Source organism: Pseudarthrobacter enclensis (assembly GCF_030811655.1).
Classification (GTDB): Bacteria; Actinomycetota; Actinomycetes; order Actinomycetales; family Micrococcaceae; genus Arthrobacter; species Arthrobacter enclensis_A.
The window spans coordinates 14835-28405 of sequence record NZ_JAUSRE010000016.1 but is presented as its reverse complement, the minus strand read 5'-3'; the positions used below and the strand labels follow the sequence as shown (position 1 = coordinate 28405).

General features: G+C 64.9%; 15 protein-coding genes and 1 pseudogene. 7 read left to right on the top strand and 9 right to left on the bottom strand.

Annotated features, from left to right (window positions below):
* The first annotated feature begins 102 nt into the window (after positions 1-102).
* From J2X98_RS14920 to disA, 3 genes are all read left to right on the top strand, one after another.
* Positions 103-333, top strand: coding sequence for a hypothetical protein (locus J2X98_RS14920; protein ID WP_307309584.1), 231 nt, complete (start codon positions 103-105; stop codon positions 331-333).
* A gap of 59 nt (positions 334-392) precedes the next feature.
* Positions 393-881, top strand: a complete 489-nt coding sequence (locus J2X98_RS14915) for a 2'-5' RNA ligase family protein (RefSeq protein WP_307309582.1) — start codon at positions 393-395, stop codon at positions 879-881.
* Between the two features lie 268 nt (positions 882-1149).
* Entirely contained in the window at positions 1150-2226 is a 1077-nt protein-coding gene (disA, locus tag J2X98_RS14910) for a DNA integrity scanning diadenylate cyclase DisA (RefSeq protein ID WP_141944430.1), read from the top strand.
* Between the two features lie 147 nt (positions 2227-2373).
* Here the strand turns inward: disA and J2X98_RS14905 are convergent, their stop codons facing one another.
* Complete coding sequence (locus J2X98_RS14905) at positions 2374-3081, bottom strand: hypothetical protein (protein WP_307309578.1); 708 nt, start codon at positions 3079-3081, stop codon at positions 2374-2376.
* Positions 3082-3256: 175 nt separating this feature from the next.
* Between J2X98_RS14905 and J2X98_RS14900 the strand changes: the two genes are divergently transcribed.
* Positions 3257-4183, top strand: a complete 927-nt coding sequence (locus tag J2X98_RS14900) for an A/G-specific adenine glycosylase (protein WP_307309771.1) — start codon at positions 3257-3259, stop codon at positions 4181-4183.
* A 58-nt stretch (positions 4184-4241) separates the two neighbouring features.
* Positions 4242-4673, top strand: coding sequence for a DUF3592 domain-containing protein (locus J2X98_RS14895; protein WP_141944434.1), 432 nt, complete (start codon positions 4242-4244; stop codon positions 4671-4673).
* A gap of 26 nt (positions 4674-4699) precedes the next feature.
* Here the strand turns inward: J2X98_RS14895 and J2X98_RS14890 are convergent, their stop codons facing one another.
* From J2X98_RS14890 to J2X98_RS14865, 6 genes and pseudogenes are all read right to left on the bottom strand, one after another.
* Positions 4700-4873 (bottom strand): hypothetical protein, encoded by a 174-nt coding sequence (locus J2X98_RS14890; protein WP_174237547.1) that lies wholly within the window; start codon positions 4871-4873, stop codon positions 4700-4702.
* A gap of 35 nt (positions 4874-4908) precedes the next feature.
* Positions 4909-5634, bottom strand: a complete 726-nt coding sequence (gene dhaM / locus J2X98_RS14885; RefSeq protein WP_307309572.1) for a dihydroxyacetone kinase phosphoryl donor subunit DhaM — start codon at positions 5632-5634, stop codon at positions 4909-4911.
* Positions 5631-6263, bottom strand: a complete 633-nt coding sequence (gene dhaL / locus J2X98_RS14880; RefSeq protein ID WP_307309570.1) for a dihydroxyacetone kinase subunit DhaL — start codon at positions 6261-6263, stop codon at positions 5631-5633. The genes dhaM and dhaL overlap by 4 nt, the downstream gene beginning before the upstream one ends.
* A 2-nt stretch (positions 6264-6265) precedes the next feature.
* Positions 6266-7267 (bottom strand): dihydroxyacetone kinase subunit DhaK, encoded by a 1002-nt coding sequence (gene dhaK / locus J2X98_RS14875; protein WP_307309568.1) that lies wholly within the window; start codon positions 7265-7267, stop codon positions 6266-6268.
* Between the two features lie 249 nt (positions 7268-7516).
* The gene (locus J2X98_RS14870; RefSeq protein WP_141944441.1) at positions 7517-8026 is read right to left on the bottom strand and encodes an amino-acid N-acetyltransferase; all 510 of its coding nucleotides are present in this window, start codon (positions 8024-8026) and stop codon (positions 7517-7519) included.
* Positions 8027-8280: 254 nt separating this feature from the next.
* A pseudogene (locus J2X98_RS14865) lies at positions 8281-10401 on the bottom strand (prolyl oligopeptidase family serine peptidase).
* A 336-nt stretch (positions 10402-10737) separates the two neighbouring features.
* On the opposite strand from J2X98_RS14865, the gene J2X98_RS22250 reads away from it, so the two are divergent.
* Together J2X98_RS22250 and J2X98_RS14860 are read left to right on the top strand one after the other, a co-directional pair.
* Positions 10738-11061 (top strand): helix-turn-helix domain-containing protein, encoded by a 324-nt coding sequence (locus J2X98_RS22250; protein WP_373460897.1) that lies wholly within the window; start codon positions 10738-10740, stop codon positions 11059-11061.
* Positions 11058-11912, top strand: coding sequence for an IS3 family transposase (locus J2X98_RS14860; protein WP_373460896.1), 855 nt, complete (start codon positions 11058-11060; stop codon positions 11910-11912). The genes J2X98_RS22250 and J2X98_RS14860 overlap by 4 nt, the downstream gene beginning before the upstream one ends.
* A gap of 131 nt (positions 11913-12043) precedes the next feature.
* Here J2X98_RS14860 and J2X98_RS14855 read toward each other — a convergent pair whose 3' ends face one another.
* Together J2X98_RS14855 and J2X98_RS14850 are read right to left on the bottom strand one after the other, a co-directional pair.
* Complete coding sequence (locus J2X98_RS14855; protein ID WP_307309565.1) at positions 12044-12391, bottom strand: GntR family transcriptional regulator; 348 nt, start codon at positions 12389-12391, stop codon at positions 12044-12046.
* Positions 12388-13320, bottom strand: coding sequence for a hypothetical protein (locus J2X98_RS14850; protein ID WP_307309562.1), 933 nt, complete (start codon positions 13318-13320; stop codon positions 12388-12390). The genes J2X98_RS14855 and J2X98_RS14850 overlap by 4 nt, the downstream gene beginning before the upstream one ends.
* Positions 13321-13571: the final 251 nt, after the last annotated feature.

The window sequence follows — 13571 nt, the reverse complement described above, 5'->3', positions numbered from 1 at the left end:
AGTACAAGTTTATCGCAGGGCCGCAAACGGGACCGGTTCCGCTTAACGCGGGCGAAACGGGACGTTCAAGGCTGCGAAATGCAGGCCGGATAGCGTGTGCGCATGATCCATGGCGCCACCTTCTCCGGCAACCTTTTCTTCGATCCCCTGGCCACCAACCTGGCCAACGGTCCCCGCCCGGCTGGCAGCCAGGGCTCCTCCTCCGGCGCATCATCAGTTGGCACGGGAAAGCCCGGGGTCCAGACGCCCGCGGAACACAGGGCGCTGAGGGCAGCGTCCCTTTCGAAAGTCAGCAGGGACCTGGAGCGGATGCTCAGGGAGCACCGCCGCTGATCCTGCCCGCCGGCACCTTCTCCGGCGTACCAAACCCCGGGTAACGGCATGATGGGTCCATGCGCAGCGTCGAGTTGGTCTTTGACGACCCCACCGATTCCCTCATCAGGGCGGACTGGGTGCGGCTCCAGGCCGCGGGCGTGCCCAGCCTGGCAGCCCACACCTCCCCCAGCAACAGTCCGCACATCACGCTTGCCGCCGGCGGGGAGCTGGAATTCAAGGAGGGCGGTCCGTGGCAGGCGCTTCCCCTGGACATCGCATTCTCGGGAGTGATCGTTTTTCCAGCGGGCCCAGGCAAGTACGTCCTGGCCAGGTCGGTACTGCTGAGCACTCCCCTGCTGCAACTGCACCGGCAGGTCCACTTCAATCTGACCGGCGCGTTGCCGCTGACGCTTCCGGGAGGCTGGACGCCGCACGTCACTCTTTCCCGGCGCATCCCGGCCGGGCAACTGGGAACAGCCATGGAGTTGCTGGACCTGCGCGTTGAAGGACAGTGCACGGCCGCGCGTCTTTGGGACAGCAGCACCAGGACGGTCACTCCGCTGTAAACCTACGCCTGGGCATCCGGGCACGTGCCGCTGCATCCGGACTTGAGAGGGACAAAAGTGCCTGTCCGGCCCGGTATGAAAACTGCGTTTTGCCGGCGGTTCCGGGTACCCCCTAATGGGGCACTTTGGGGCTTGCCCGTGCGGAACTTGGGTTTCTTACCCCTATCATTGAGCTTGCGGGAATCAGAGCATTTTTCGATCCTGCCGGCCAACTGCAGAAGCCGGCATTCCTGCGGGCGGCGGTCCGCACCTTTGAAGGGAAACACCTATGGCGCGGAGCCCCGAAGAATCGCTGAGGGCAACTCTGGGCAGGGTCGCCCCCGGAACTCCCCTTCGCGACGGCCTGGAACGCATCCTCCGGGGACGTACCGGCGCCCTGATCGTCCTGGGCTCGGACCGCACCATCGACTCCATTTGCTCCGGCGGATTCGATATTGGCATCGAATTCTCGCCCACCCGGCTGCGCGAACTGGCCAAGATGGACGGTGCCATCATTTGCGACAAGGACGCGGGCAACATCCTGCGCGCCGCGGTCCAGCTGGTGCCTGATTCGAGCATCGAGACGCAGGAATCGGGTACCCGCCATCGCACCGCCGAACGGGTGGCCAAGCAAACCGGTGTCCCCGTTATCTCCGTAAGCCAGTCCATGCAGATCATCGCCCTGTACGTCAACGGCCTGCGGCATGTCCTGGAGGGGTCAGAAAACGTCCTTGCCCGTGCCAACCAGGCTCTCGCCACCCTGGAGCGCTACCGCGCCCGCCTGGACCAGGTGACCAGTTCGCTGTCTGCCCTCGAAATCGAGGCAATGGTGACGGTGCGGGATGTGGCCGTGACCCTCCAGCGGCAGGAAATGGTCCGCCGCATTTCCGAGGAAATTTCACAGTACGTCCTGGAACTGGGCGAAGACGGCCGGCTCCTCTCCCTCCAGCTCGACGAGCTCACCGTGGGCCGGGGCCCGGGCAGTGACGTGATCATCCGCGACTATGCCAGCCCCAATGCCTCCGCGGAGGACATCGAGAAAGCCGTCCATGAACTGGTCAGCCTGGGTCCCACGGAGCTTATTGACCTGGGGAAGATCTCGGCGATCGTAGGGTTCGCCGGTGGTGAAGCAAACCTGGATGCGGTGGTCCAGCCCCGTGGCTACCGCCTGTTGTCAGGGCTCAAGGCAGTTCCCAAGGCGGTGGCGGACCGCCTGGTGGACCATTTCGGTGGTTTGCAGTACCTCATGGCCGCCACGATCGACGACCTCATGACAGTGGACGGAATCGGCGACCAACGTGCCCGCACGGTGCGGGAGGGCCTGAGCCGGATGGCCGAGGCCAGCCTCCTGGACCGCTTCCTCTAAGCCCTGCGCGGCCGAACCCAGGACCATGCTGGTCCGGTCCCCTGCAGCACCAGCCCAGCGCCACGGCTAAACCACATCGATTGCTGACTAGTTGTCGTTTTCAGCCCCCACAACGACAACTACGGAGCAATCGATGGGGTGCGAAAGTCAGTTCAGCTGGAAGACGGCCTTTGGGCTTGCACGGGAGCCCAGCTTCGCGGTGAAGATGTAGTAGGCACCCCCGCCGCCGGGAGCTGCTGCCACTGCCTTGCAGCCGTCCGTGCTGCGGTTCCGGCCCCAGGGGAAGTTTGCGGTCTCGCTTGCGCCGGGAGCAATCACCTTCACCAGGTCCTCGCTGGAGGCCTGGCAGTCCTTTGACGAGAAGATCCGGTCCGAGCCGCTGGTCACCAGGAATTCCATTTGCGACGTTCCGATGTTGACCTCGCAGGGGACGGTCCCGCCGTTGGTCACCTTCAGCGTGAGCATGGGGTTTTCGCCGGGGCCGTAGGCCGGCTTGTCCGTGGAAGCGGCCACCGTGACCTGGTTCTGGTTGCAGGTGGCGGTTGCGGAAGCGGTGGGCGACGGCGTTGCGGAAGGTGCTGCCGATACTGAAGCGGAAGGCGCGGCGGCAGCAGAGGGGGTGGCTGCGCCGGTGGCAGCAGGGTCGGGCGAAGAAGGCTGCGTGGATGATGCCTGCCGCGAGCCGCCAGTGAAGGCACCCGCCAGCGCAAACCCGCTGACCAGCAGCACGATCACCAGCAACAGGGCGCCGCCAACAACCAGCCGGCGGCGGCGGTAGACCGCGGCGCTCGGCTTCCGGACGGTGCTGGAACCCGTTGCCGTGCCGCGTGCTGGTGAATTGCCTTGCCTGCCCATCCTCCTAGGCTAGGGAAACCCGCCGGTTCTGCACTGCCACCACGCCGCCGCGCGCCCATTGCTCTGGTCACACCCGGTTTGCGGCGCGGCGGAGCCCTTCCATTACAGTGTTGGCATCGACACTCAAACCTCCCCCTCCACCGCTGCCGCGGATGCCGCAACGGGCCATGCAGACCTGCAGGTGCTCCACCGCCGGGTCACCTCCTGGTTCGACGGCATCGCACGCGACCTGCCCTGGCGCGAGCCGGACTGCTCCCCCTGGGGCGTGCTGGTCAGCGAAATCATGCTGCAGCAGACCCCTGTGGTGCGCGTGCTTCCGGTCTGGCACCAGTGGCTGGAACGCTGGCCCACCCCCTCCGCCCTCGCGGGAGAACCGGCCGGAGAGGCTGTGCGCTCCTGGGGCCGGCTGGGGTACCCCCGGAGAGCGCTTCGGCTGCACGCCGCGGCAACTGCCATCGTGCAGGACCACGGCGGCAAGGTTCCGGACACCTATACGGAGTTGCTGGCCCTTCCCGGGGTGGGCAGCTACACGGCTGCAGCCGTTGCAGCCTTCGCCTACGGCCGCCGGGAAACGGTGGTGGACACCAACATCCGCCGGGTGCACGCCCGGCTGGTTTCCGGCGCCGCGCTTCCGGCTCCGGCCCTGACGGCAGCGGAGATGCGCCTGGCGGCGGCCCTGTTGCCGGACGACGACGAAACCTCAGTGCGTTGGAACGCAGCAGTCATGGAACTGGGAGCGCTGTTGTGTACTGCCCGGGCACCCAAGTGCGCTGCCTGCCCGGTGAAGGATTCCTGTGCCTGGCTCGCGGCGGGCGAGCCGCCGCCGTCGTACGTTCCCAAGGGCCAGTCCTGGCACGGCACGGACCGGCAGGTGCGGGGCGCGGTCATGGCCGTGCTGCGGCTGGCTGAGGCACCGGTGCACCCGGATATGTTCCAGCGTGAACCTGCCGACCTTGGCCACGCCGCGGAAGGGATAGGCGTGCCCCTCGCCGCGCTGCACCGGCTCAACTCCGCCCCGGAGCAGCTGGAGCGGGCGCTGGCGGGGCTGCTGGCGGACGGGTTGGCGGAAATGCACGACGGCGGCTTCCGCCTCCCAGCCTGACCGGCCGGCCGCGCGGGCCGGGATGGCATACTTCTTGGTGACCGGAGCCGGGGGAACCATGAAAACCATTCTGTACATCGTGTGGGCGCTGTTCATTGCTGCCGCGATTTTTTCGCTGGTCTATGCGGGGCGGCGGACCAGGCGTCAGGCACGGTTGATGGCTCAATGGCCCAAGGCGCAGGCCACAGTCACCGGCAGCACCACCGGCTGGACCGGCGGCGTGGGCGGCGCCAGCCGGAATCTCCGCTACTACCCCACGTACCAGTTCACGGATCCACAAGGCACCCTCTTCATGGGCAAGTCGGAGATTTCCGGCGTGAAGCAGCCGTTGCCCGGATCGCTGATCGAAGTGGCCTACAACCCGGCTAACCCCAACGAGTCACTCCAGGTTTCATCCGAGCCGCGCACGGCAATGGGATGCCTGATTGCGTTCTTCGCCGTGTTTGCCGTCGCCTCGTTCTGGTTCATCGGCGTCTTCCCGCTGGGCTAGGCCAAGGCCTCCCGGAAGACGCAGGGCTAGAAGAGCGCCGGCTGGGTGAAAGTTTCGCCGTCTGGATTTTCAAGCGCCCCGCCGCTGGCCGCCTTTTCAGCACTCCAGTCGAAGCCCAGTTCCGCGAGCAGTTCCTCCACGGAGATTTGGCCGTCCAGCACTTCAATTTCCTGGGAGTTCTCTGTAAACGGCCGTTCCATGCCATCGAGCTTATTCCCAGGGACGGCCGGGGAGCCTATGGCTCGCCGAAGCCGGCCTCCACCAGGCCGCCCACGTACTCCACGGCACGTTCCGCGTCCGCCCCCCACGCTTCCACATGCAGCACTGTGCCCTTGCCTGCGCCAAGGGTCATCAGTCCGGTCATGGAGGCGCCGTCAACGCCGTTGATGGTGACCTCGGCGTCAAGGGAGGCCAGGCCTCCTGCCACCTTTGCGGCAGGCCGCGCATGCATGCCCGCCTGGTTCACCAGTTCAAAGTCCCCCGTACAGTCGGGGGCTGCGCTGCTGACAGGCTCCGTCCCCGAGTCCGCCCCTCCCGGCCCCGGCTGGGCCGCCGCACCCCGCGCCGCTTCAGCCGCTTTCCTGACGGCATGCACGTCCGCCCCGCCCTGGGCGGCGACGGCCGCCGCCACCAGTCCTTCCACCAGCGGCGCGTCGGCAAGCAGGACGCCGGCGGGGTTTTCCAGGAACTCCAGCGCCGATTCGGCGGTCATCACGGCCGAGCCCAGGTCGGTCAGGACCACTGTCCCGGTTGCACCCATCCCGGTCGTCCCGGTCCCGTCCCCGCTGGTGCCTGCCTGTTCCAGGGCAGCAAGGACTTTCTCCAGGCTGGTGCCGATCCTGCCGTCATCGGTGCCTCCGGCGGGCAGGATGACGACGTCGGGCGCCATTTGGGCGGCAAGCTCCACCACTCCGTCGGCAATTTTTTCGCTGTGGGACACCACGACGATGCTGACGGTCACGCAGCCGCCCCGACGGCCGCGCGCAGGATCAGCGCACTGGAGACAGCACCAGGGTCCCGGTGGCCGGCGCTGCGTTCACCCAGGTAGCTGGCGCGGCCCTTGCGGGCCACCATGGGATCGGTTGATACTGCCCCTGCTTCGGCAGCCTCGGCGGCCGCAACCAGGACGCCGAGGACGTTGGTGCTGCCGCCGTCGGCCGCTGCCCGTGCAGCGTCAACGGCCGGGGTCCACGCGTCCACCATGGTCTTGTCCCCGGACTCCGCTTTTCCGCGCGCCACGATGCCATCGCGCGCGGCAGCAAGGGCAGCTGCCAGCGCTGCGGCATCGATCTCGGCAGAATCCCCAAGGGCGGTGGCGGCGCGAAGGAACGCGGTGCCATAAAGGGGGCCGGCTGCCCCGCCGACCTTGGACATCAGCGTCATGGCGGTCATCTTCAGCGCCGCCCCCGGCGTCTCCGGAGTGGATTCACCAAGCTTGGCCAGGACGGCCTGGAAGCCGCGGTCCATATTCTCGCCGTGGTCCGAATCCCCGATGGCCCGGTCCAGTTCAATGAGTTCAACACGGTGCTCAGCCATGGCCTGCGCGCACAGGGTAAGCCACTTCACCGCCCAATTGACGTCCAGGTGCATGGTTACACGCCCCAGCGCAGCGCCGCGGTGTGCACGGGCGCATCCCAGAGTTCCGTGAGCTCGTCGTCGAGCCTGAGCACCGAGATGGAGCAGCCCTGCATCTCCAGCGCGGTGATGTAGTTGCCCACCAGCGAACGTTCCACCGTGGCGCCGGCGTCGGCCAGTACCTGCACGGCCCTGCGGTATACGATGTAGAGCTCGCTGAGCGGGGTGCCGCCCATGCCGTTGACGAACAGCAGGACCTTGTCGCCGGATGCGATCTTCAGGTCCGCCAGGACGGGTTCCAGCAGGCGGTTGGTGATGCTGTCCGCGTTTTCCATGGCGATCCGGTGCCTCCCCGGCTCACCGTGGATACCGATGCCTATCTCGATTTCGTCCTCGGCCAGGTCAAAACTCGGCTTCCCCGCGTGCGGAACCGTGCAGGCAGACAAGGCGACACCCATGGTCCTGACGTTGGCGTTGACCCGTTCACCGACGGCGGCAACGGCGTCGAGATCGTCACCGCGCTCGGCGGCGGCGCCGGCGATCTTTTCCACCAGCACGGTACCGCCCACGCCGCGGCGGCCTGCCGTGTACAGCGAATCCTCCACCGCTACGTCGTCATTGACCAGGACGGTGCGGACGCTGACGCCCTCCGCCTCCGCCAGCTCGGCGGCCGTTTCGAAATTCAGGACGTCCCCGGTGTAGTTCTTGACGATATGCACCACCCCGGCGCCCGAGTTCACCGCGAGGGTGGCCGGAAGGATCTGGTCCGGCGTAGGTGAGGTGAATACAGCCCCCGGCACGGCGGCGTCGAGCATACCCCGTCCAACGTAACCGGCGTGCAGCGGCTCGTGCCCGCTGCCGCCACCGGAAACCAGCCCCACCTTGCCGGCCACAGGCGCGTCCTTGCGTGTGATGTAAATGGGGTCTTCACTGACATTCACCAGCCCTGCGTGCGCCAGGCCAAAGCCCTGGACGGTTTCCTGGACGACGGCTTTTGGATCGTTGATGAGTTTCTTCATGGCGGTGCTCCTGGCTGTGCTCCTGAAGGATGTGTCTCCGACCCTACTACCGGGGTCACCACGGGCGGTAGGTTCGGTCAGCCCGGGTTTTTCGCCTGCAAGAGTGGAGCGCTGGGCCGGACGCAGGAAAGGGACAGCCCCCAATGACTGTCCCTTTCCTGAGGCCCCCCACATATCGGACTCGGCCAGTTTATCCATCAAATCGAATAAAACCAAGAGGCGTCCGCAGGAAGTGGACACTACACCTTGCTAGAGGGTCCGGATCATCCGGGTGTTGCCGAGAGTGTTCGGCTTGACGCGTGCCAGGTCCAGGAATTCCGCTACGCCTTCGTCATGGGAGCGAAGAAGCTCGGAGTAGACCTCAGGGTCCACCGCCGACTGGTCCGCCATTACTTCGAACCCATGGCGCTTGAAGAAGTCCACTTCAAAGGTGAGGCAGAAGACCCGTGAGACTCCCAGCGCACGCGCTTCCTCCAGCAGGCTCTCCACCAGGACATGTCCCACGCCCTTGCCGCGCCACTCCCCGGATGCTGCCAAGGTGCGGATTTCGGCGAGGTCCTCCCACATGACGTGCAGCGCCCCGCAACCGATCATTTCGCCGTCGCTGGACTCTGCGATGCGGAATTCCTGCAGGCTCTCGTAATAGGCCACCGTCTCCTTCGCCATCAGGATGCGCTCCTCGGCCAGGGGCGCCACCAGCCTCTTGATGGCAGGGACGTCGCTGGTGCGTGCTGGGCGGATGTGGAAGGAGTCGGTCACAAAGCCATCCTACGAGGCGCGACGGCTGCTATTGGTTGCGGACGGGCTGGGGCATCCGGGTACCGGCGCCATTTGCAGCTTGCTGCTCCTTCGTCGCTCTGACGCAAGCTACACAAATAGCACCGGCGCCCTCACTTCGCTAATGGTGGTCCGCCCTCAAGCGTCGGCGGTCAGGCATTTGTGTAGGCGCCGTCAAAGCGAGGACCGTGCAGGCGCCGGCAAATGTCTCGGCCGATGGCGCGATGACCATGAATCTAGATGCCTAGTTCGGCCGGCAGGTCGGTCTCTTGGCCCAGAACGTTCCTGGCCAGGAACCACTCCACCACCTGATACCAAACCTTGGCGTGCTGCGGCTGCAGGACCCAGTGGTTTTCGTCGGGGAAATAAAGGAAGCGGTGGGGCGTCTGCCCGTCCTGGTCAGCCGCGAGGCGGGACTTGGACAGCAGCTCGTACCAGAGCCGCAGGCCTTCCCCGATGGGAACGCGGTAATCCTTGTCCCCATGGATCACCAACATGGGGGTGCTGATGTTCCCGACATGCAGGTGCGGCGAGTTTTCCAGCGCCATTTCCTCGGTCATTTCCTTCAGCCAGTACTGCGAGGCATCAGTGGTGGGGCCGAACTGGTCCAACGCCCACAGGCTGGCGTGGGTGACAACCGCTTTGAACCGGTCGGTGTTGCCCGCCACCCAGTTGGCCATGTACCCGCCGAAGGAGCCGCCCATCGCGGCAGTCCTGGTCTCATCGATGTCCGGCCGTGCGACGGCCGCATCGGTAACGGCCATGAGGTCCGTGAACGGCGCCTTGCCCCAGGAGCCCCAGCCGCGCTGGATATGGGACTGCCCGTAACCGGTGGACAGCGCAGGATCCGGCAGCAGCACGGCGTATCCCTTTGCTGTGAGGAGCCAAGGGTTCCAGCGCCAGGTCCAGGCGTTCCATGACCCCAGCGGACCGCCGTGGATCCACAGGAGCAGGGGCGCCGGATTGTCTGCCGATGCGCCCCCGGGGAGGGCGAGGTAGGCGGGGACCCGGGAGCCGTCCCGGGCCGTGGCCGCGATCCGTTCCAACCGGCCGGGGCAGGACGGTCGTTCAGCGGGGGCAGGAAGTCGGGTGGTTTCCCCTGTGGCGAGATCGATCTTCACGGCTTCGGCGGGGAATTGGTAGGAGCTGCGCAAGGCATAGGCACTGCGTCCCTCAGGCGAGGCTACGACGTCGGAATATGCCGCGGCGTCCTGCGTCAGGCGGGTGACGCCTACTTCAGCGGCAGCCGACGGAACGCTGATCCGGAAAACCGGTGACGCGCCGTCGTCGTCCGCTGTGACCAGGATGCCGGAGCCGTCCGGAAGCCATGCCGCCGGTTTTGGCCAGCGGTCCCAGTCGTGGGCCAGTGGCTGCAGGCCGCTGGCATTCCCGGCGGCCCCGGAGACGTCCAGCAGGTGCATCTTGATTTCAGGGGCCCGCCGGGGCGTGGAATCGCTCTCGCTGACAACCACAAGGGTCCTGCCGTCCGGGCTGACCGGGCCGGGGAAGTAGCTCATTCCTTCGTGGTCGAGCAGGACCTTGCGGCTGCCTGATGCCACATCAATCGCCACCAGGATGGAACGGCTGTCCGCCCTGGCCAGGGGTTTCGTATAGCTGCTGTAGATCGTTTTACCGTCCGGGCTGACCACCGTCTCTGCCTCCCTCAGCCGCGGACCGGCGTCCGGCGTGAGATTGCGCAGTACCAACGGCGCGGTGGCGTCAACAGTCGGCGGCCTGCCGGCACCTTTGTCTTCCCCTTGCTCCACCGCAAAGATCCGGGGCTGGCCCGGGCCCAGGTCGGCGTCCCAAAAACGGACCGGGTACTCGCTGTGCAGGATGGCCGAGACCTTCATGTCCTTGCGGGACCTGCGCCGCGCGGCCTCGTCTTCCTCGTCGGCGGACCCGGCCAGTACCTCGGCCGTCACGAACGCCGCATCGGCATCCCTGGCCGTCATCACCTTGCTGACGCCGCCCGGACGGCTGAGCACCACCCGGGCTTCGCCGCCATCCGCGGGAAGGAGCCAAAGTGCGTTGACCGGCTATTCGTCCGGGCTGTCCGGGTCGGGACGCGCGGACGTGAAGTAGACGTCGCCGTTCGCGGCGAAAGCCGCACCCGCCTCGCCTTTGGCGCTGCGGGTGATGCGCCGCGCGCGCTTCTGCCCGGCCGGGTCCAGCTCCCACAGGGCAGTGGCAAACTCGGTGCCCTTGCCGTTCAGGGTGGCGACGGTGGTCACCAAACGCGAACCGTCCGGGCTGAGGGCCAGGCCGCTTACCCGCGGGATGGACAGGTAGTGGTCGAGGTCGTGGAAAGGGGTCAGTGGTTGCTCGTCCGGGATCGCCGGATTCTGATTAGCCATGCCCCGATTCAACACGGCTTGTGCCGCCCGTCACAGCCGCCACGCGCCTCTGCGGTCCAGGCAGCCACGGGAGTGACGTGGCAACGCGAAAGCCCCGCCGCTCCTTGTTGAACTGCTCCCCGGAAGTTGGACTGAAAATTCAGTTTCGACTTCCGGGGAGCAGTTTTGCGTTCAAGTAGTTCTTTGTCGGCCGATCAGCGCGCAACGGCTGTAGCGTGGTTTGAGAAAGGCCTTGCTTACACGGCGACAGCCACCATGCTGGGTGTGTCTCGTGAGTCTAGTGGGCCTGTTAAGAGGCTGTATCGGCGGTGGAGGATCCATGGTCAAGGTGCGCTGGTGACGAAGCCTGCTCAGTCGTACACGTTCGAATTCAAGCTCGCCCTGGTGCAACGGTTCCTTGCTGGTGAGACTGCACCGGCCTTGGCGGAAGAGGCCGGCTTATCTTCGGCCGTGCTTCTCAAGTCGTGGGTGCGTGCCTACCGTCGTGAAGGCGTGGACGCCTTACGCCCCAAGCCCAAGGGCAGACCCCGGAAGCCGGACTCCCCACCGCCTGCAGAAGTATCCGAGCTGGAACGGCTACGGCGGGAGAACGAACGTCTGCGGGCCGAAGTCGCGTATCTGGGAAAATTGCGAGCCTTGAGGGCTCAAAAACAAAGGTGAAGGTCCAGGCCCTCATCGCCCTCAAGGCTGACTTCCCGCTTCCGCTTCTTCTTCAGGTCTCGGGCTTGGCGCGATCCACGTTTTTCTATCACCAGGCGCGCCTTCAAGCCCCTGACGCCCAAGAGGAGCTCAAGGCCTCCATCAGGGACATCTTCAAGAAGAACCATGGCCGGTACGGGCACCGGCGGGTGCACAGGGAGCTGCTCAATCTTGGCTGGACCGTTGCAAAAAAGACTGTGCTGAAGTTGATGCGGGCACTCGGCCTGTTCTGCAAGGTCCGACGCAGGAAGCGCTACAGCTCCTACCAAGGCGAGCAAGGCATGATCGCGCCGAACCTCCTGAACAGGAAGTTCGATGCCACTGCACCCAACCAGAAGTGGGTCACGGATGTGACCGAGTTCAGCGTCGGAGACCGCAAGCTCTATCTCTCGCCGGTCATGGACCTCTTCGACCGGCAAATCATCTCTCACAGCATCAGCACTTCCCCGAACCTGGATCTAACTAACGACTCCTTGCGTGCAGCCTTGGAATGCTTGGAGCCTGGGCAGCAGCCACTCGTGCATTCAGACCAGGGGTTCCAGTACCAGCACGTATCCTGGCGCACTCTCTTGGGGCAGGCCGGTGCGGTCCAATCAATGTCCCGCAAAGCCAACTGCTACGACAACGCGGTGATGGAAAACTTCTTTGGGCACCTCAAGGAGGAACTCTTCCACCGTGTCCGTTTCCTCAGCACCGAAGCCCTAACAGCAGCACTCGACGAGTACATCCACTGGTACAACACCGAAAGAATCTCCACCACGCTCAAAGGGAGGAGCCCGGTTCAGTACCGGGCTCAGATGCTCGCGTCATAGCTTTCCGCCCGGTGTCGGTCTGCGGTGTCCCTCCTCTGACTCTGGTCAGGCGACCCGACGCATTCACAGCTTTCTGATGGCTGAACGCCCAGCGGCCGTTACCGGTCCTTCTGCCGGCATGGCACCGTCCTCTACCAGGTAGCACGGATGACTTGAAGGACTTCGTTGAGTTCGAGGTTGTCGCGCTTGCATATGTCCGTTAGCTTTCTGGCAGCTCGAGCGACGTCCTTGGAGACGGCCGCCGCGTGCGGGCTGACGCGTGTGCCGGCTCCGACTCGAGTTTCAACGAACTGTTCTTCTTCTAGCTGCTTGTAGACCTTCGCGATCGTGCCGGGGGCGACGCGAAGATCCGCGGCAAGCTGCCGGACAGACGGGAGCCGTTCGTTTGCAGCAAGTGCCCCCGTGGTGATGAGCCCGCGAATCTGGTCGTGTATCTGTTCTGCTGGCGTCCCGCCAGTGGTGGAAAGGGCGATGATCATGGCGCGGTTTTGATGGTGGACTGTCGGACCCTGGCGGTCCAAGGAACGGCCGTGAGGACAACGCTGAGGCAGACCGCCGCGCCAAGGCACGTTGCCACAAAACTGCTGGAGTTGAGAAAGGGGCCCAGGGCGGCGAAGGGGGACCCGACGCTGATTATTCCGGCGGTATCTGTGGGGAGCGAACCTCCCACCCTGGATGTTCCAGCCAACGAGCCGAGGATCGCAGCTAGGTGGAAGAGTAAAGCACCGGTGGTCACCGCGATAATGTTGCGGCTCTTGACTCGTCGCACAACAGCGTCCTGTTCTCTGGGCTCACTCAGCGGCCGGCGGGCAACAAGTGCCAGGCCTACCCACGCGGTGGTGATCAGAAGTATCAGGAGGAGCATCGCCGGAACCGAGTAGTACCAGCCGTAGATCGTAGAGCTCACGCTCATAGTGCCGATCTTGAAATTGAACATGGCGTAACGGCCTGTTTCGTCTGGGGCGGATGCCAGCCCTGCCGCCAGTGAGAGGGCAATCGTAACGCCAACTACTGCGATCAGGGCGACCGTCCAGCCTGCGGAGAGGAAAGTCAAAGCTGTCCTCCGGGTGATGCCTGCGGTCGTCGATCCGGGAGGCTTCCGAGGACAAGGGACAGAGAGTATGGCCAACGCGACCAGCCCGGCAACCAATGGCATGGAGAATCTGGCGTCCTGAAGACCAATGCTCACATCCGTTCCCGTCCATGCGAGAAGCTGCGGCGTGATTGCCACCACCGAGTATAGAAAGCTGACTACCACCGGAAGCAGGCCGCCGCTGGCTGCGAGCACACCCGCGCGGCCCCTCAGCACGGTCCGGTCTTTCCGTGTCGCCAGCCATATACCAATAGACAAAACGGCGGCCAGGAGCAGCGGTGACAACTCCAGTAGGGTGATTCTCCACTGCTGCACGGCGACCTCCGTATGTATCAACCAATTGACACGCAATGTATCAATGCACCGTTACATTTACAAGGTTCAGTCAAGGAAAGGTCGCCCGACGTTTTGTAGCCCCTGGTCGACGAGCATGTGGTGACGTTCTAAGTTTCTCAGTAACAAAGAAGTTCCCCGCCCCAAGGTGGGGGCGGGGAACTTCCGTGAAGAGCCCACGCTAGTCGCTAAAGTGAACATCACACATTTGTGAGTCCAACAATCGGGGACCA